The organism is Candidatus Limimorpha sp., assembly GCF_056203535.1.
The window spans coordinates 25,778-44,085 of sequence record NZ_JBADWU010000021.1 but is presented as its reverse complement, the minus strand read 5'-3'; the positions used below and the strand labels follow the sequence as shown (position 1 = coordinate 44,085).

Here is an 18,308-nt window from a genome sequence, read left to right as displayed (position 1 = left end):
GCTGCAGGCCATCGGCAACACGGAATTGCAGGAGGCTTACCGCGCCACGCTGAAAGGTTTCTACGGTGCCTTGAAGTCGATGGACGGATGCATCCGCTTCGCGTTTCTCACGGGTGTGACCAAATTCGGCAAGGTGAGCGTCTTCAGCGACCTGAATAATCTGAACGACATTTCCATGGATGCCGCATTCCATGACATTTGCGGCATTTCGGAGCAGGAACTTCGCGCGAATTTCGGAGTGGAAGTGGCCGAACTCGCCGAGAAATTAGGAAAGTCGGTAGATGAGACATACGCTGCACTCCGCGAAAATTACGACGGCTATCACTTCTGTGAGGAGCAACTTCCAGGAGTATATAATCCTTTCAGCCTGATCAACGCCTTTTACAAGGGAAACATAGGTGCCTACTGGTTCGAGACCGGCACACCGACCTACCTTGTGGAACTGCTGAAACAGCACCAATACAACCTATCAGGCATTGAGAAGGAAGAAGTCGTGAGTGACGTGCTGAACAGCGTTGACATTGCCTCAACCAATCCCTTGCCGGTGATTTACCAGAGCGGCTACCTTACGATAAAAGGCTATGACGAGGAATTCGGCTTGTACAAACTGGGCTTCCCGAACAAGGAGGTGCGCCAGGGGTTCGTGCGTTTCCTCATCCCGAGCTACACCAACGTGGATGCTGTTGGATCAGGCTTCGAAATCAGCCGCTTTGTGCGCTCGCTACGCGAGGGCGACATCGAGGGCTTTATGGAACGTTTGCAGTCGTTTTTGAGTGCTTGCCCTTACGAGCTGGAGCCTCAGCAGGAGCGGCATTTCCAGAGCGTGATGTTCATCCTCACGGCACTTTGCGGCTATCACGTTGAGATAGAGAACCACACCAACAAGGGCCGCATGGATATGACCGTGAAAACGAAGGATTACATCTACATCTTCGAATTCAAGTTCAACAAGTCGGCGGAAGAGGCTTTGGCGCAGATTGATGAGAAAGGCTATGCCGAACCATTCAAGAGCGATGGACGCCAGATTGTGAAGGTTGGCGTGAACTTCAGCACGGCCAGCCGCAATATCGACCGGTGGGTGGTGGAATGAGGTGTTCTATATAAAGGACAAATTGCATTTGTTGCCAGATGAAACCTCGAAAAATGAAAGTCTTGCTAATTGTTCTTTTGGTCATTCTTGCCTTTATTGTGGTAAAAGCCGTTTGGGTTGGCATTGCCACAAGGCATCACGGTGGTTTTGCCAGCGAGAAAGAAGACATCCTTTCATGGCGTGATTTCCTGCTCGAAAAGGTGATGACAAGTCCGCAGCAACTCATCGACGAGATGCCGCGTCTCGTCGGGCCGCAGTTTCAAGGCGAATGGGCCTTGTACAGTTGCTCCATGTTGTCGGCGGCATTGGTAAACACCACATTGATTTACGGCGAAGAACGCGAAGAAAACATTGCCCGTATCGATAGCTTGATCAAAATTGTGATGTCGCCCGAACTGCGGGCATACGACCGCGAGCGCTGGGACGAAGACCCATTGGAGACGCTTGACGGCGACAAAAGCCATGTCTCTTATCTGAGTCACCTGGCTTGGATGATAGGAGGCTACAAGCAAATCGGTGGCGATGGCAAATACGACGATCTTTACCGCAGGCTTTGCGAGACCATGCACCGCAGGCTCCTTGACACGCCTAACATGAACCTGCCGACTTATCCCGACGAGGGCGTCTATGTGCCCGATATGCTCGTAGCCATAGTCGCTTTGTCGCTGTATTCCCAGCAGAACGACGGCGAGTACAGAGCGACCGTACAAAACTGGATAGAGCAAGCGAAGCAGCAGTGGCTCGACCCTGAAACCCAATTGATCTCGTCGTTTTTGCCTGACGAAACAATGGGCATGTACAAAAATGCGCCCATAAAAGGCTCCTATACGGCTTTGAGTTGCTATTACCTGACTTTTGTTGACAAGGATTTTGCTCGTGACCAATACGAAAAATTGAAAGTCCATTTCCTGCAAAGGAAACTGATGACGGGTTTCAAGGAATACTACGACAGGCGTTGCTGGCTCGGGATGGACATTGATGCTGGTCCTATCATCTGCAACCTTAATCCTACGGGGACGGCCTTTGGAGTTGGAAGCGTCACCTTTTTCGAAGACTGGGACTTGCGGAAAAGCATGTTGAAAACGGGCGAGATAGCCGGTACGACATGGCACAGCCAAGGCAAAAGCCATTATCTGTTAGCCGACATGGCTTTGGTAGGCGAAGCCATCATGCTGGCTATGAGGACTGCAACGGAGTGGAAGTGATGAAAATCCAAACAAAAAAACCGCTGCAACTCAAGTTACAGCGGTCGTTTTGTTGCCCAACCAGGATTCGAACCTAGACTGACTGATCCAGAGTCAGGAGTGCTGCCATTACACCATTGGGCACTGAAATCGGCTGCAAAAATACTATTTTTTCTAATAGCGCAAGGAAAAAAACGAATTTTTTTTCCTCATACAAAAACGATGACTCCCCTAATGACAGGGAAGTCATCGCTGAAATTGGTAATTAGCTGATTATTGTGCCTTTGCCCAAGTGTCTTTCAGACCAACGGTCTTGTTGAACACAAGATGATCGGCTGTGCTGTCCTTGTCGACGGTGAAGTAGCCGATTCTCTGGAACTGGAAATGGTCGAGTGGCTTGACATCGGCGAGATATTTCTCCACATAGCACACTGGACGGATTTCCAAAGAATTTGGATTCATCATTTCCTTCATCGCTTCGAGTGGTGTGAGGCCGCTGTCCTGCAAGCGTGCGAGTTCGTCGCGCGGATTTTCAACCTTCCAAAGACGGTCGTACATGCGCACTTCGGCTTCCAGACAATGGTTGCAGCTGACCCAGTGGATGGTGCCTTTCACCTTGCGGTTGGCGCCTGGCAGACCGCTTCTCGATTCGGGATCACATTCAGCATAGACTTCGACGACTTCGCCGTTTTCGTCTTTCTTGCAACCTGTGCATTTCACGATGTAGGCGTTCTTCAGACGGACTTCGTTGCCAGGGGTCATGCGGAAATATTTCTTCGGAGCATCTTCCATGAAGTCTTCCTTTTCAATCCAAAGCTCGCGGCTGAACTCAATCTTGTGGCTGCCGGCGGTTTCGTCCTCAGGATTGTTGATGGCTTCCATTTCCTCGACCTGACCTTCAGGATAGTTAGTGATAATCAGTTTCACCGGATTGACGACTGCAGCCACGCGGGTTGCCGTTGCGTTGAGGTCTTCGCGGATGGCGCTTTCCATCAAGGCGAAATCGTTCAAAGCATCGTAAGTGGTGTAGCCAATCTTGTCGATGAACTTGTGAATGGCCGATGGCGTGTAGCCACGGCGGCGGAAACCGCAAATCGTGGGCATGCGCGGGTCATCCCAACCGCTGACCAAACCCTCGTTGACCAAGACGAGCAAATTGCGTTTGCTCAACAGAATATAATTGAGATTCAGTTTGTTAAACTCGGTCTGGCGTGGACGGTTGTCATCCAAATCCTTGCCTTCTTTCAGTTCATCAACGAAATAATCGTACAACGGGCGGTGAACCACAAATTCCAAAGTGCAGAGCGAGTGGGTGACGCCTTCGAAGAAGTCGCTTTGTCCGTGGGCGAAGTCGTACATCGGGTAAGCGTTCCACTTGGTGCCTGTGCGGTGATGTGGCGTTTTCACAACACGGTAGATGATAGGATCGCGGAAGTGCATGTTCGGGTTGGCCATGTCGATTTTGGCACGCAACACCATCTTGCCTTCTTCAATCTCACCGTTATTCATTTTGTTGAACAGGTCCAGAGACTCTTCAACAGGGCGGTTGCGGTAAGGGCTTTCGGTGCCAGGCTGTGTAGGCGTGCCTTTTTGTGCCGCAATCTCTTCCGAACTCTGTTCGTCGATATAGGCCTTTCCTTCCTTAATCAATCTGATGGCGAAATCCCAGAGTTGCTGAAAATAATCGGAAGCATAGTATTCGTTACCCCACTGGTAGCCAAGCCATTGAATATCCTCTTTGATGGCATCGACATACTCCATGTTTTCCTTGGTAGGGTTGGTGTCGTCGAAGCGCAAATTGCACACGCCGCCGTGTTTGGCAGCAATGCCGAAGTCGAGGCAGATAGCCTTGGCATGACCGATGTGAAGATAACCGTTAGGCTCTGGGGGAAAGCGGGTCTGTACGCGTCCGCCGTTCTTGCCGTTTCTGAGGTCTTCTTCAACCATCGCTTCAATGAAATTCAGCGATTTCTTTTCTGTTCCGTTTTCTTCAACTGGATTTGTCATAAGTCTAAAAAGTTAATACGAGGTGCAAAAGTAAGACAAAATCATTTATTTGGATTCGGCTGCACCGAGAAATCTTTCAAAATTTCTTATAGTTTCCTATTAATGTTGGCTTCCTTAATCCGTAAGAAATGATTTTGATTGGTTCTCATTTCAGGACGCAACGAATTTGAGACGCGATTCATCGCGTCTCTTATGGGTTTCCGACAAGACGCATGTCTGTGCTATACGGATTTACGGTCAAAAATCGCCAAATATTCCATTGGTTCGTAAACCGGAATATGTGAATTCTTGAAATCCTTCTTGTTCCGTGTGATAATCATGTCTGCGCCCCATTCCTTTGCAGAAAAATATTGCATGGCATCTTCAAAATCCAAAAATTCGGAAGACAAAGCCTGAGTAACGACATTCCTGTCGACATTTGCCAACTCGCAAATGCTGATCATATCGGATATTTTTCTGAGCACTTCAGTATGGTCTATTTTGCTCCTTTCCATAAGGTAACTTGCGGTTGCAAGTGTTAGCGTTGAGCAACATAGATTGACTTCCTTATTGTAGCCCTTGACCATTAGCCAGGCTGCGGGTTTATAGAAATTGTCGCTACGCTCACAAAGGAAATCTATAACGACATTTGCATCAAGGAACAGCTTATCCATGCTTTTCCTCCCAATGTTTGTACATGAGTTCCTTCACATCTTCATCACCAGTCATGCCTGTACTGACACTCATGTTGCGAATGAACTCCGGAATTCCATCTTTGTCCACTTCCTGAACGGTTTCTTTCTTGGAATCCATCAGCAGGCTTTTGATGAAAGCTGTCAATTGGGCTAACATCGACTCGTCATCGATGGCATCAATTTCCTTAAATAAGGAATACTTCATTTCTATTGCTGTCATGATTATCTTCTTTATTACGCTGCAAACTTACATAAAAAATTCCACATTCACTATACAAGTTGAAGATTGCTTATATTGATTCAAGATGTAAGGAGTTCTTCTCGCCTTTCTTTTCATAAATTTCTGACGGGAGTTCCGCTCAATCGAAAAGAATAATTCATATTTTTGCCCCGTTAATAATCACATTTACTATGAAAACACATTCACTTATCATCGCTTTGGCACTCGCCATCATCGCTTTGCCGTCGTGCTGTAACAAGACGGAAGAATCGGAAGCAACCGAAACAAACACAACACCAATCACAATGAATACTACAATGGACGACTTGCTGACGCGCCGCAGCGTGCGCAGCTACACCGAAGAAATGCCTCCACGCGAGGTGATTGAAGAAATTTGCCAGGCCGGCACTTACGCCCCTACGGGCATGAACCGCCAAAGCCCAATCATCATTGCCGTCACCAACCGCGAAATGCGCGACCAGCTGAGCCGCCTCAACGCCGCCGTCATGGGTAGCGACAGCGACCCGTTCTATGGCGCTCCTGTCGTGTTGGTCGTTTTGGCCGACAGCACCGCTGCCATGACTTGGAAGGAAGACGGCAGTCTGGTCATGGGCAACCTGCTCAACGCAGCCCACGCCAAAGGCTTAGGCTCCTGCTGGATTCACCGCGCCAAGGAAGTCTTCGAGACAGAAGAAGGCAAGGCCATCCTCGCCAATTTGGGCATTGAAGGCAATTTTGTCGGCATCGGCAACTGCATTCTCGGCTACACCAACGGCGACGAACCCGAAGCCCGCCCGCGCAAGGAAAATTATGTTTATTGGATTGAGTAAATGGAGCTGTTAGCTATTAACCTTTAGCCATTAGCTAACAGATACATTAATTCAAAATATTGGCTTTTGATAACGCTTGCATCTTTGATTTAGGTGCGAGCGTTATTTGTTTGCATTTCAATGCTTTAAAAAATCCATTTGGCGAATCGGCGGTTTTTCATTTGGCGAGTTGGCGATATTCCTTATAGCTTTTAGCTGCGTTTGTGCAAAGTTAATGGCTAATGGCTAAAAGCTAATGGCAAAAAATCTCACTTTTTTTGTAGTTTTACGGCGGATTTTGCGTCTAAGGGTTGTTCTTTAATTCACCAATCATGGAAAACAAAAAGCAAAAAGAAAAGGATTTCGCGCAAATGGTCAAAGGGAACAAGAACACGATTTACACCGTGTGCTATATGTTCTCGAAAGACCAGGACGAAGTCAGCGACCTGTTTCAGGAAACGCTCATCAACTTGTGGAATGGCTTCGACTCGTTCCGTGGCGAATGTGACGTGCGGAGCTGGGTGTGGCGCGTGACGCTCAACACCTGCATCTCGGCCGAGCGGAAGAAAAAGAAATCGGAAACCATACCGCTCTCGATGGAAATCAACCTTTTCACCGACACCGACAGCGACACGAAACAAATCCAGCAGCTTTACAGCCGGATCAACCGCCTCGGCATGGTCGACCGCGCCATTGTGCTGCTGTGGCTTGAAAACATGAGTTACGAAGAAATCGGGCAGATTATCGGCATCTCAACGAAAAACGTTTCCGTGAAATTGGTCAGGATTAAGGAACAGCTCAAAAACATGTCAGACGAACAATAAAAAACAAAGCTATGGAACACAACGAATTAGAAGAAATGCGCGAACAGATGGCGCTCCTCAACCAGAAACTCGACAAGGAAGAAATCGTCAGCGATGAAGCCATCAGCGAAATGACACAAAAGAGAATTGTAAAAATTCAAAGACGGCTTATAGCCAAAATGATTATCACGCCAATTATTTTTTTCATTTTACTTGGTATTATCGGATTAGTATTAGGAATCTTTTGCGACACCTTATACTATTGTATTTATCAGACCACAAATGAACTGAAATCAGCCAATCGCAATCTTATGCGGAACACCATCCGCATTAAAAGAGCACTGAAATACAATAAGATTACAAGAATCAGCGCGGCAATTGTGTTTTTATGTATTCCAATTACTGCCATAGTTTCTTTTATTTATATTGGCTCAAAATCGCTACCAGACGAACAGATGATTTTTACTGTCTTTTATGTTTTAATGGTAATCATTCCAATTACGATAACTATCTATCTTCTCATTGATGTCATTCGCAAGACTATAATGACCGATAAAGTTGAAAACGTCCTTTCGCAAGTATTGGAAGAACTAGAAAAAGAATGAACCTTACACAGCTGTAGATGTATCAACGGCAAAACGAGCTGAAAATTCAACTGTAATTTTCCCAAAAATTGAAAATCTTGGGAATTAAAAGTTGAAAATTATGGGAATTTTGTATTGAAAATCTTGGGAATTTTGTATTTTTGCAGCGTAAAAACCTCAAGATAGATGTATTACGAAAGACTTGTTGAGAAAGAAATTGCACTGAAATTGCGCACTTCGGGGGCGGTTTTGGTGGCTGGACCGAAATTTTGCGGAAAGACGACGACTTGCCTACGCTATCAGAAAAGTTTTGTGAAGCTGAACACGAAACAGGCTATCGAACTGGCAAGGCTGAATCCGAAGGCGGTTTTGGAAGGCGAAACTCCCCGACTGATAGACGAATGGCAAACTGTCCCCGATTTGTGGAATCAGGTGAAAGACAATTTGGATTTTAATTATGAGTTTGGAAAATTCATTCTGACAGGCAGCTCCACACCTGCCGACAAAACCGAAGTCCATCATTCAGGAGCAGGACGCATTACGCCCATGAAAATGAAGACAATGTCGCTTTTTGAGTCAAACGAATCGGAAGGCATTGTGTCGCTGGCAGAACTATTCGACGGAGCAAGCGACATCAAAATCAATGGAAACGAGTCGTTTACCATCGATGACGTGGCTTTTTTGATGTGCCGTGGCGGCTGGCCTATTTCCGTTTTAGCCGACAAGGAAATCGCTTTGGAAATCACGAAAAACTATTATAACGGTCTGTTCCTTTTTGAGGACAGCGACAACGAGCGTTTCCGCAACAAAAATCCTGAAGTGATGCGGATGATTTTGCGCAGTTATGCCCGCCACATTTCTACAGAAGCCGCCGCCTCAACCATCATAGAGGATGTCAAGCAAAGCAACGAAAGGTCGATGGACCCCAAGACTTTCGATGATTATATGGAAGCCTTGCGCGACATTTTCATCATCGATGACCTTCAAGCCTGGAATCCAAATATCAGATCGAAGACTTCGATAAGGACAACTCCAACACGACATTTCGTTGACACTTCGATTGCCTGCCGAGCCATGTCGATAGGCCCCGATGACCTGAAACGCGACCTCAACAGTTTCGGACTTTTCTTTGAAGATTTTGCCGTGAGAGACTTATCTGTTTATGCCGCCACACTACACGGTGAAGTGCGCCATTACCGCGACAATGCAGGTTTAGAATGTGATGCTGTAGTCCATTTGGAAGATGGACGTTGGGGAGCTGTAGAAATCAAGATTGGCGGTGAAAAACTGATTGAAGAAGGTGCCGCCTCACTGAAAACGCTCCGAAAGAAAATCGTTGAAAAAAGCGATGAAAACGCACCTTCATTTTTAATGGTGCTTACCGCCGTCGGGCCTTCCTACCGAAGAAAAGACGGCGTGTTTGTCGTGCCTATCAATCTGCTGAAGCCTTGATTAAGATTTCATAACATTTTTCAGCAGCCCTTCGCAGCCATCCCAAACATTGCGCCATGTGGTCTCAAAATCGCCCGTGTACCAAGGGTCGGCCACATCGCCCGGGCGGTGCGTATAATCCATCAAAAGGCTGATTTTGTGCTGGGTATCTTCGCCAAACATGCGTTTCAAGTTGCGAAGGTTATTGCGGTCCATGGCAATGATTTGGTCGAAATAATCATAATCCTGCCGCGTCATCTGGCGAGCCGTTTTGCCTGCGCAACCTATGCCGTGTTCGGCAAGTATGCGGCGTGCCGGAGGATAGACGGGATTGCCGATTTCCTCGGTTGAAGTGGCGGCTGAAGCAATCTCGAACTGCGCTTCACGGCCAGCGTCTTTCACCATTTTTTTCATCACAAATTCCGCCATCGGACTGCGGCAAATGTTACCGTGACAAACGAAAAGTATCTTGTACATTTTTATCTGTTTATGAGGCAAAAATAAACAAAAAAGTTTTCTTAACTTTGCAAAAAATTCATCGCTATGGAAATGGAAATATTACAGAATCTTGAATCACCGAAATGGAAAAAGATTCTTACTGTTGAAATCATTGTTTTTTTGATTCTCGTTGCAGGTTCGATTCTATTAGAAAAATACAGCAATGAGATGGAGTTTGGACTGCTTTTTAACATGGAAATCTTTACGATTCTTGGAGTCTCTTCTCTTATTTTCAGCAGCAAAACCACAGCAAGATATCTTGCCATTGACGACAACAACTTGATATTCAAACGTATGCTTGGAACCACATTGTTGCCTTTGGCGGAAATTGCCAGCATAGGAAAAGCTGATGACCAACTTTACGGACGCAACAAGGACAAGTTGGCGGATCCCAACGGAGAAGCAAGAAAAATCTATGGTCAGGCGAAAGACGAAAGCAAAAGCCGTTTCGACAAAAAACTCGCCTACGCCGGCTGGTGCAAGCGCGGAACGGAACACAAGTATTACTTATTCAGCGCACAACGCGACAATCACGCGCTTATCACTACAAAAGACGGAAAACTCTATGTAGTTGATTACGAGAATGCTGAAGCGATAAAACGGAAAGCAGGACTTATTTGATTTTCAATAAATTTACTTTTACTTCAAAAATTACTACCTATGGAAATATTACAGGATTTTGAATCGGTAAAATGGAGAAGGCTGTTTGTTATGTACATTTGTATGCTCGTCATTTGCCTTGCGGCAATAATCTTCGTTATTGTTTACGACAAGGCATCGTTGTGGGGTGGTTCAGCAGCTATCGCTTTGATGATTACTATCCCGCTTTCCTTCGTCAGCAGCAGCAAATGTATAGCCAGAAACCTTGCCATTGATGATGACAACTTGTATTTCAATTATATGATTGGATCAATTTTGTTGCCTTTGTCCGAAATCGTCAGCATCGAAAAAGCCGACGACCAGCTTTATGGCCGTGGCAGAGGTAAACTAATGAACTCTGGCACAAATGCTGAAAGGGTCTATGGCCTGAATGATAAGAAAAGCGAAAGAAAAAAACTTTCCAACCGACAAATGACTTACGGCGGTTGGTGCAAGCGCGGAACGGAACACATATACTATTTATTCAGCGCACAACGCGACAATCACGCGCTCATCACCACGAAAAGCGGTAAGCTCTATGTGATTGATTACGAGAATATTGAAGCGATAAAAAGAAGAACAGGACTTGAATAAAAAACATTTGTAGAGACGTTTTGCAAAACGTCTCTACAAATTATAGTTGGGTTTATGACAATTTTTCCAGTATCTGCCAGCATTGGAACAGGCCTCTCGGCACATGGAAACAGCCTTTCCATTTGCCGCCTTTCAAAGGCAGCAGCACCTCGCCCTGGCGGTTCAGATAGCCGTACCATTCGGGATATTCAGGGTCGGTGAAATGCGTCCAGACATAATCGTTGACCTTTTCAAACCAATCCAAACATTCTTGATTTCCAGTCAGTTGATAGCCTTTCAGCATCGTGATGAGGGTTTCGATATGCACCCACCACAGTTTCTGATCCCATTCTAATTTCTCGGGCGGATAGCCTTTTCTGTCGAGGAAATAAAAGATGCCGCCGTTTTCCTTGTCCCAGCCGTAATTCACTTCGCTGAGGGCGATTTTCACAGCCTTTTCAATCAAATCCTTACGGTTCAGGCGCACGCCTAAATCCATGATGAACCACATCGCTTCGATGGCGTGGCCCGGATTGAGCAGACGGCCATTGAAGTTGTCCATCAGTTCGCCATCAACGCCGACATGCTCGACGATGAGTCCCAATTCGGGGCGATAGAAGACATCCAAAACCTCGTGCAGACAGGTGTCGATGGTCTTTTGAAGGAACTCAGGTTCAAGCAGCGACTCAATTTCCAAGGCCACGTTGCAGAGAATCATCGGCAGGTCGAAACTCTTCATCGGACGGGTGCCCGGCACGGTCTTGTTCCATTTTCCTTTCGGGTTATCGACTTTTGAAAGCACGATGTCGAAAGTCTTTTTGGCGATGTCGGCATATTCCTTGTTGCCCGTGGCGATACTCAGTTGGCCAAAAGCCAAAACCGCAAAGGTGTAGGAGAAAATGTTGTAAGGCTCAACCAACGGGTTGCCTTGGCGGTCGAGGGCAAAATACCAGTTGTAATGGCCATCGTGACCATATTTCTTCAGAAACTCAGCCCCCTGAATGGCGCAATCCAGCCACTCCTGACGTTTTTCCACTTTATTGTAAAGGACGGAAAACATCCAGACTTCGCGGCCTTGCAGCCAAACGAATTTATCAGTATCAAAAACAGAACCATCGCGGTTGAGGCAGGTGAAATAGCCGCCAAACTCCTTGTCCTGCGATTTTTCAAGCCAAAATGGAACCACTTTATCGAGCAGTTCGTGCTTGTAACGTTGTGCTAATTGTTTGAAATCCATAGTGTTATTTTATCATTACCGTTAAATAACCAGCCTTCTTGTGAAGACACTGTATTTATGCAAAATTACGAGGTTTTTTCAATTGAAAAACAAAATTCCGAACTTTTTGACGATTTCACTCCGAACTTTGTAACGATTTCACTCCGAACTTTTAGTCAAGCAAATCACATTTTTCTTCATAAAAAGTGAAAGCCTGTTTCATTGAAATGCTGGCTGAACGAAAAAAAACTCCGCCTAAATTCTTGCTTTTTCCAAAATTCACTATATTTGCCCCAAAATAAAAACATTTGAGCCATGAAACGATTTGTTGCAATTGCATTATTACTTTTAGGAAGTTTTTCTCTTTTTGCCCAGCAGTGGGATGTGAGCCTTGAATGTCCAGGAGCCAATCTTCTTCAAGGCTGCAAGGATGGCGAGGAGAACTGCTTGTTTGTTGGCAAGGACAATTCGGATGCTTGGGTCATGCGTTTCCATGAAGACGGAACTTACGAAAGCCGTACATACGGCAGTGCGGGCCGCTCGTATTGCCTGCTTAATGTCTTGGCTTTGCCTAATGGAAAATACTTTGCGACCGGCTCGTCAACAGACATTGCATCTTCAACTGACTCTGTCTTAGTCATGGTATTCGACAACAATTTGGATGTACTGACTGAGCGTCTTTATCCTTTGGATTCCGGCTATTGGGCTGTTCCTTACAGTCAGATGATACTTGATGACGACGGTTCGGTCTTGGCTTTCATCACCCAAAAAAAAGAATTGGACTCTAAGATATGGGATTTCAGAGGCTCTTTCTGGCGGTTCGACGAAGATGGCGAATGTCTTGCATACAGGCTCTGTTATTCTGATTATCCTGATCCGGAAAACTGGCTGCATACCATGATGACCCAGCAACTTTTGAAATCTCCAAAAGGTGATAGATACATTGTCCTTGCGGGAGGTGGAAAACATGGAAATGTTTCAAGTCTGGACCATTTCGACAACAATTTTCATTTCGTATATGATTACAACATCATAGTGAACAATTGGGGCGTAATGCAGTATTATTCTGATCACTGGCTTAACGACAGCGTGTTGCTGTTGACAGGCAGCTGTTGTTGTGATAATCCGCATAGCAATCAAATGAATCTTTTTGTTGCTAAAGTCGACTTGGAAGGCAACATACTTCAGAAGGTTGAGATTAACAAGAAAGACACGATTATGTATTCAGGCTACTGTAGTAACAACATGGCCTATTGTAACGATAGCACAATCTATTTCTTAGGGAATTGCGGTCCGGGAATGTATTATGACCCATTTTATCCGGAAATATATATGACAAATGTGGATTTGGAGATTTTGGGCAAAATTACTTTTCCAGATGAAATGAAAAAAATTTCAGTGGCGGTTCTTCCCATGTCTGACCAAGGTTGTATTGTTCTTACGCAGAGACATGTCCTTCATGGTGGTCCGGAACACATTCGCGTCAGGAGGTTTTCCAGAGAGGATTTCAACCCGATACCTTGTGGCGTGAGCAAAATACCCAAGGAGCAATTAGAAGCCTTGGCTTTTCCTAATCCAGCCAGCGATGAAATTCATTTCGACATTTCAGGTCTGCCGACAGGCAAGGAACACCGCATCAGCATCAGCGATGCCATGGGGCGCACGGTCATGAGCCGCATCATCCGTGGCGAGGGCAATGTGCTCAGTGTGGGCGTGTCATCTTTGCCATCCGGCATTTATGCCTATCGAATCTATAACGCTGAAAATGAGATTGTGAGTGGAAAATTCGTGAAGGAATAACTTGGGGTAAATGTGAAATTCCACGAATGAATCATTAATCAAGACAGTGTGGTAGTATCGTAATGGAATTGTGAATCAATAATTTGTTTTCGAGAGGGCATTCCCATGTGGGCGTTCCAATAAGCTCAGGGGATGCCTGCCTGCGCAGGCATGACGCTTCGCCGTATGAGCATGGTTTTATGATAAAGCGAGATAGACTTAACACTTCGCTGCGTGTCATGCGAAGCAAAACATTAATGGCTGATTAATGGTGATTTGTGTTCCCGTAGACATTATTTTTCCAAAAAAGGTGACATTTTGGCAGAATTTCGTATTTTTGCCATTTTGTAGAAAAGCAAATAATTAAAACATAATACAATGAAAATTTCTTATAACTGGCTGAAACAGTACATCAATTGCGAATATTCGGCAGAAAAGGTCAGCGAAGTGCTGACATCAACAGGCTTGGAAGTTGAAGACCTCACCCCGTTCGAATCCGTCAAGGGTTCGCTGAAAGGCGTCGTGGTGGGCAAGGTGCTCACTTGCGTTGAGCATCCCAATTCCGACCATTTGCACATCACCACAGTCGATTGTGGCGGCGACGAACCGCTGCACATCGTGTGCGGTGCGCCTAATGTGGCTGCCGGACAGAAAGTTTTAGTGGCAACCATCGGCTGTGAACTTTGGAAAGGTGACGAGAGCTTCACCATCAAGAAAGGCAAAATCCGTGGCGAAGTCTCCGAAGGCATGATTTGCGCCGAAGACGAATTGCAGCTTGGCAGTTCGCACGATGGCATCATGGTGCTGCCTGATGATTATGAAGTTGGCAAGCCAGCCGCTTTCTATTTCCCTGTCGAACAGGATTATACCATCGAAATCGGCCTCACCGCCAACCGTTCCGATGCCACCTCACACATTGGTTCGGCCCGCGACCTCGTGGCTGCCCTCAACCAACGCGAAAAGACTACGCAATATCACCTTGTCATCCCTTCAGTTGATGATTTCAAGGTTGAAAACAACAATAACAATATTGAAGTCGAGGTTGAAAACACGGCTGCTTGCCCGCGTTATTCAGGCTTGACCATCAGCGGCGTGAAGGTTGCCGAATCGCCGGCTTGGCTGAAAAACCGCCTTGCTGCCGTTGGCATCCGCAGCATCAACAACATTGTCGATATCACCAACTACGTTTTGATGGAAGTCGGACAGCCGATGCACGCTTTCGATGCCGACAAAGTCGCTGGCAAGAAAATCGTCGTGAAATGTATGCCGAAAGATACGCCTTTCGTCACTTTGGACGGCATTGAGCGCAAACTCACCGATACGAACCTGATGATTTGCAATGCCGAGGAACCCATGTGCATCGCTGGTGTGTTCGGCGGCGAAAAATCGGGTGTCACGATGGAAACCACCAACGTCTTCTTGGAAAGTGCTTACTTCAACCCGACATCCATCCGTAAAACGGCTAAATACCATGGCCTTCAGACCGATGCATCTTTCCGTTATGAACGCGGTGCCGACCCGAACATCACCATTTTCGCCCTGAAACGCGCTGCTATGCTGATTAAGGAATTGGCTGGCGGAACCATTTCATCCGAAATCAAGGATGTGAAAAACGGTGATTTCAAGCCTGCACAAGTCGATTTGAAATTTGCTTATCTGAACAAGGTTGCCGGTCAGGAAATCGACAAGACGCAAGCCGTCAACATCTTGAAGAGCCTTGAATGTGAGGTTGTTGAACAGAATGATGAGCACGTTGTCATCAATGTTCCCACCTGCAAGGTAGATGTGACCCGCCCGGCCGATGTGGTCGAGGAAATCCTGCGCATCTACGGCTACGACAACATCGCCATTCCGACCCGCATCAATGCCTCCATCAGCCGCACCAACAAGCCTGATGCCAACAAGTTGCAGCAGAAGATTTCTGATATGCTGGTGGCCAATGGTTTCTACGAAATCATGAACAACTCGCTGACCAAAGCCGCTTACAGCACCGCTTTCGAGGCTTTCGACGAAGACAAGAACGTGAAGATTCTGAACCCATTGAGCAGCGACCTCAATGTGTTGCGCCAAACCCTGATGTGGGGCGGCCTCGAATCCATCGCTTTCAACCAGAATCGCAAGATGAACGACATGAAATTCTTCGAGTTCGGTAATGTCTATTTCTTTGATTCCAAGGCTGTTCAGGATATGCAGCACACGCTCACGCCTTACAGCGAGCATTATTGCCTCGACCTTTTCCTCACGGGCAACAAACAGGAGGAACTGTGGAGCAATCAGGCCAAGGCTGTCGATTTCTTCGATTTGAAACAATATGTGATGAGCGTTCTCCAGCACATGAAATTCGACCTCAACGCCATCGAAGCCAAGGAAGGCACGTTGCCTCATTTCGATTATTCAACCGTTTACATGATTGATGGTCAAGAAATTGTCACCTTCGGAAAACTTAGCAAGAAGACCTTGAAACAATTCGATGTGAAGAAAGATGTCTTCTATGCCACCTTCAATTGGACGCTGATGCTGCAAAGTATTGCCAAGGCTGCTGAAATTCAGTTTGTCGCACTGCCAAAATTCCCATCAGTCCGCCGCGACCTCGCCATGATTTTCGACAAGAATGTCAATTTCGATGAAGTGAAGAAAGTCGCCATGAAGGCCGAAAACAAGATACTGCAATCGATGAGCCTCTTCGATGTTTACGAAGGCGAAAAGATTCCGGAAGGCAAGAAACAATATGCCATGAGCTTTGTCCTGATGTCGACTTCCACCACCTTGACTGATAAGGTGATAGAAAAGACCATGAGCAAGATTCAAAGCGCACTTGAACAACAATTGAATGCTGTCTTGAGATAAGAACCAATAACCAAAAACTGATATGGACGTACAATCGATTAAAAGAAACTTCGGCATCATCGGCAACGATCCGCAACTGAATCATGCCATTGAGATTGCCACACAGGTTGCCATGACCGACCTCACCGTACTCATTACGGGCGAGAGCGGTACGGGCAAGGATGTATTCCCGAAAATCATTCACCAGAACAGCGCCCGCAAGCACGGACAATATTTTGCCGTCAACTGCGGCGCTATTCCGGAAGGCACCATCGATTCGGAACTTTTCGGTCACGAAAAAGGCTCCTTCACCGGTGCCGTCGCCGACCGCAAAGGTTACTTTGAAATTGCCGACAAAGGCACTTTGTTTTTGGATGAAGTCGGCGAATTGCCGCTTTCGACCCAGGCGCGTCTGCTCCGTGTGCTTGAAAACGGCGAATACATCAAAGTCGGCGGCTCAAAGGTGATGAAAACCGATGTTCGCGTGGTGGCCGCCACTAATGTCAACTTGCCCGAAGCCATCGAAAAGGGCAAGTTCCGCGAGGATTTGTATTACCGTCTGAACACGATTCCGATTCACATTCCTGCATTGCGCGAGCGCAAGAGCGACATTTACCTGCTGTTCCGCAAGTTCGCTTCCGATTTTGCCGAAAAGAGCCACAGCACAGCCGTTTCCCTGTCGCCAGAGGCAGTAAAGATGTTGGAATCATACCGTTGGGATGGAAACATCCGTCAGTTGAAAAACATCACCGACCAGATTTCCATCATCGAAAAGGAACGTGTCATCACGCCTGAGATTTTGGAAAAATACCTGCCTAACAGGATTTCCACATCTTTGGTTTTGCTTCCAAGAGACGAATCGACGGAAGGCCTGTCGGAGCGCGACATTCTTTACCGTGTGCTTTTCGACATGAAAAAGGACATCACCGAATTGCGCAACACCGTCAACAATTTGATGAATGGCCATCAGCCGGAACAGAGTTATGTTCCTGCTTCGCCGGTGGCTTACGTTAGCGAGACGGGAACCGTCGTGACACAGGTTGAGAAAAGGAAACCGGAAGATGTCGAACAGGAATTTACGGAAATTCTTTCCACCGAGGAACCTGCACCGTCCAAACCCGATAACCTTTCCTTGATTCAGAATGAAAAAGATATGATTATCAAGGCTTTGGATAAATACAAAGGTCATCGCAAGGAAGCTGCCAAAGAATTGGGCATCAGCGAACGCACGCTTTACAGAAAGATTAAGGAATATCAAATTGAATCTTAATTAGGAGTTGGGAGTAAGGAATTAGGAGTTGGTTAGCTCGTTGAACATATCGAAACGGCGAATCAAAGTGGAAAGTTTTAAAGTGGAAAGTTTTAAAGTGAAAAGTGGAAAAGGTTTGAAGTGGGAAAGTAGAAAGATTTTGGACTTTTGAACTTTTTTGAACAATTTTGCAAATCATTACTGAAAACTATTCAAGTGTAAACAAACATAAAAAAGGAGGATAAATGCTATTTAAACATTTGAAAATTAGCGTTTTGCTTGCTATGTTGCTTGTGTCGTTCGGATTGCGTGCACAAGTCAGCGTGAACGCCGCAGGTGGCAATGCCGCAGGCGATGGAGGCTCCGTGAGTTTTTCCGTCGGCCAAACGGTTTTTTCCGCCAATGCAGGATCGAATGGCTCCGTGACGCAAGGCGTGCAGCAACCTTACGAAATTTCGGTGCTGTCGGTATCGGAAAACGCTGAAAACATCAATCTGTCGGTCTACCCAAATCCTTCAACGGATTATCTCTACCTGACATCATCGGATGAAAATTCTGATTTGTCATATCAGTTGTTCGACATGAACGGAAGACTTCTGAAATCAGGAAAAATCACTGAAAATCAAACGAATATCGATATGCAAGGTTTGGTTTCAGCGACTTATTTCGTGAAAGTCAACCAAGGAAACAAAACAGTGAAAACATTTAAAATCATTAAAAGATAAG

17 protein-coding genes and 1 tRNA gene are annotated in these 18,308 nt (G+C 46.1%); 12 read left to right on the top strand and 6 right to left on the bottom strand.

Annotated features, from left to right (window positions below; translation table 11 throughout):
* Positions 1-1,090 (top strand): PD-(D/E)XK nuclease domain-containing protein (locus AC06MN_RS02480; RefSeq protein ID WP_475670767.1); only part of this gene is annotated, 1,090 nt, incomplete at its 5' end.
* Positions 1,091-1,143: 53 nt separating this feature from the next.
* Entirely contained in the window at positions 1,144-2,295 is a 1,152-nt protein-coding gene (locus tag AC06MN_RS02475) for a hypothetical protein (RefSeq protein WP_475670766.1), read from the top strand.
* A 52-nt stretch (positions 2,296-2,347) separates the two neighbouring features.
* Here the strand turns inward: AC06MN_RS02475 and AC06MN_RS02470 are convergent.
* From AC06MN_RS02470 to AC06MN_RS02455, 4 genes are all read right to left on the bottom strand, one after another.
* Positions 2,348-2,418 (bottom strand) — tRNA-Gln (locus tag AC06MN_RS02470).
* Between the two features lie 129 nt (positions 2,419-2,547).
* The gene (locus AC06MN_RS02465) at positions 2,548-4,281 is read right to left on the bottom strand and encodes a glutamine--tRNA ligase/YqeY domain fusion protein (protein WP_475670765.1); all 1,734 of its coding nucleotides are present in this window, start codon (positions 4,279-4,281) and stop codon (positions 2,548-2,550) included.
* A gap of 221 nt (positions 4,282-4,502) precedes the next feature.
* On the bottom strand, positions 4,503-4,934 hold the full coding sequence (locus tag AC06MN_RS02460; RefSeq protein WP_475670764.1) for a type II toxin-antitoxin system VapC family toxin: 432 nt from the start codon (positions 4,932-4,934) through the stop codon (positions 4,503-4,505).
* Positions 4,927-5,175 carry a hypothetical protein gene (locus tag AC06MN_RS02455; protein WP_475670763.1) on the bottom strand — a complete coding sequence of 83 codons (249 nt, stop codon included), beginning with the start codon at positions 5,173-5,175 and terminating at the stop codon, positions 4,927-4,929. Before AC06MN_RS02455 ends, AC06MN_RS02460 begins: the two co-directional genes overlap by 8 nt.
* Before the next feature lie 191 nt (positions 5,176-5,366).
* Here AC06MN_RS02455 and AC06MN_RS02450 point away from each other — a divergent pair, with 191 nt between their 5' ends.
* From AC06MN_RS02450 to AC06MN_RS02435, 4 genes are all read left to right on the top strand, one after another.
* The gene (locus tag AC06MN_RS02450; protein WP_475670762.1) at positions 5,367-6,005 is read left to right on the top strand and encodes a nitroreductase; all 639 of its coding nucleotides are present in this window, start codon (positions 5,367-5,369) and stop codon (positions 6,003-6,005) included.
* 311 nt (positions 6,006-6,316) lie between these two features.
* Positions 6,317-6,808 carry an RNA polymerase sigma factor gene (locus AC06MN_RS02445; protein ID WP_475670761.1) on the top strand — a complete coding sequence of 164 codons (492 nt, stop codon included), beginning with the start codon at positions 6,317-6,319 and terminating at the stop codon, positions 6,806-6,808.
* A gap of 11 nt (positions 6,809-6,819) precedes the next feature.
* Positions 6,820-7,392: a hypothetical protein gene (locus AC06MN_RS02440; RefSeq protein WP_475670760.1), complete on the top strand. Its 573-nt coding sequence runs from the start codon at positions 6,820-6,822 to the stop codon at positions 7,390-7,392.
* Between the two features lie 165 nt (positions 7,393-7,557).
* Positions 7,558-8,823, top strand: a complete 1,266-nt coding sequence (locus tag AC06MN_RS02435) for an ATP-binding protein (RefSeq protein WP_475670759.1) — start codon at positions 7,558-7,560, stop codon at positions 8,821-8,823.
* Here the strand turns inward: AC06MN_RS02435 and AC06MN_RS02430 are convergent, their stop codons facing one another.
* On the bottom strand, positions 8,824-9,279 hold the full coding sequence (locus AC06MN_RS02430; RefSeq protein ID WP_475670758.1) for a low molecular weight protein-tyrosine-phosphatase: 456 nt from the start codon (positions 9,277-9,279) through the stop codon (positions 8,824-8,826). It lies immediately after the preceding gene.
* A gap of 66 nt (positions 9,280-9,345) precedes the next feature.
* Here AC06MN_RS02430 and AC06MN_RS02425 point away from each other — a divergent pair, with 66 nt between their 5' ends.
* Together AC06MN_RS02425 and AC06MN_RS02420 are read left to right on the top strand one after the other, a co-directional pair.
* Positions 9,346-9,921, top strand: a complete 576-nt coding sequence (locus tag AC06MN_RS02425) for a hypothetical protein (protein ID WP_475670757.1) — start codon at positions 9,346-9,348, stop codon at positions 9,919-9,921.
* 39 nt (positions 9,922-9,960) lie between these two features.
* A complete protein-coding gene (locus AC06MN_RS02420; RefSeq protein ID WP_475670756.1) occupies positions 9,961-10,533 on the top strand; it encodes a hypothetical protein in 573 nt (190 codons plus the stop codon).
* Positions 10,534-10,585: 52 nt separating this feature from the next.
* Here the strand turns inward: AC06MN_RS02420 and AC06MN_RS02415 are convergent, their stop codons facing one another.
* On the bottom strand, positions 10,586-11,749 hold the full coding sequence (locus AC06MN_RS02415; RefSeq protein ID WP_475670755.1) for a n-acyl-d-glucosamine 2-epimerase: 1,164 nt from the start codon (positions 11,747-11,749) through the stop codon (positions 10,586-10,588).
* A gap of 294 nt (positions 11,750-12,043) precedes the next feature.
* On the opposite strand from AC06MN_RS02415, the gene AC06MN_RS02410 reads away from it, so the two are divergent.
* From AC06MN_RS02410 to AC06MN_RS02395, 4 genes are all read left to right on the top strand, one after another.
* Positions 12,044-13,528: a T9SS type A sorting domain-containing protein gene (locus AC06MN_RS02410; protein WP_475670754.1), complete on the top strand. Its 1,485-nt coding sequence runs from the start codon at positions 12,044-12,046 to the stop codon at positions 13,526-13,528.
* Between the two features lie 357 nt (positions 13,529-13,885).
* On the top strand, positions 13,886-16,354 hold the full coding sequence (gene pheT, locus AC06MN_RS02405; RefSeq protein WP_475670753.1) for a phenylalanine--tRNA ligase subunit beta: 2,469 nt from the start codon (positions 13,886-13,888) through the stop codon (positions 16,352-16,354).
* A gap of 22 nt (positions 16,355-16,376) precedes the next feature.
* Complete coding sequence (locus AC06MN_RS02400) at positions 16,377-17,603, top strand: sigma-54 interaction domain-containing protein (RefSeq protein WP_475670752.1); 1,227 nt, start codon at positions 16,377-16,379, stop codon at positions 17,601-17,603.
* 224 nt (positions 17,604-17,827) lie between these two features.
* Entirely contained in the window at positions 17,828-18,307 is a 480-nt protein-coding gene (locus tag AC06MN_RS02395; RefSeq protein WP_475670751.1) for a T9SS type A sorting domain-containing protein, read from the top strand.
* Position 18,308: the final 1 nt, after the last annotated feature.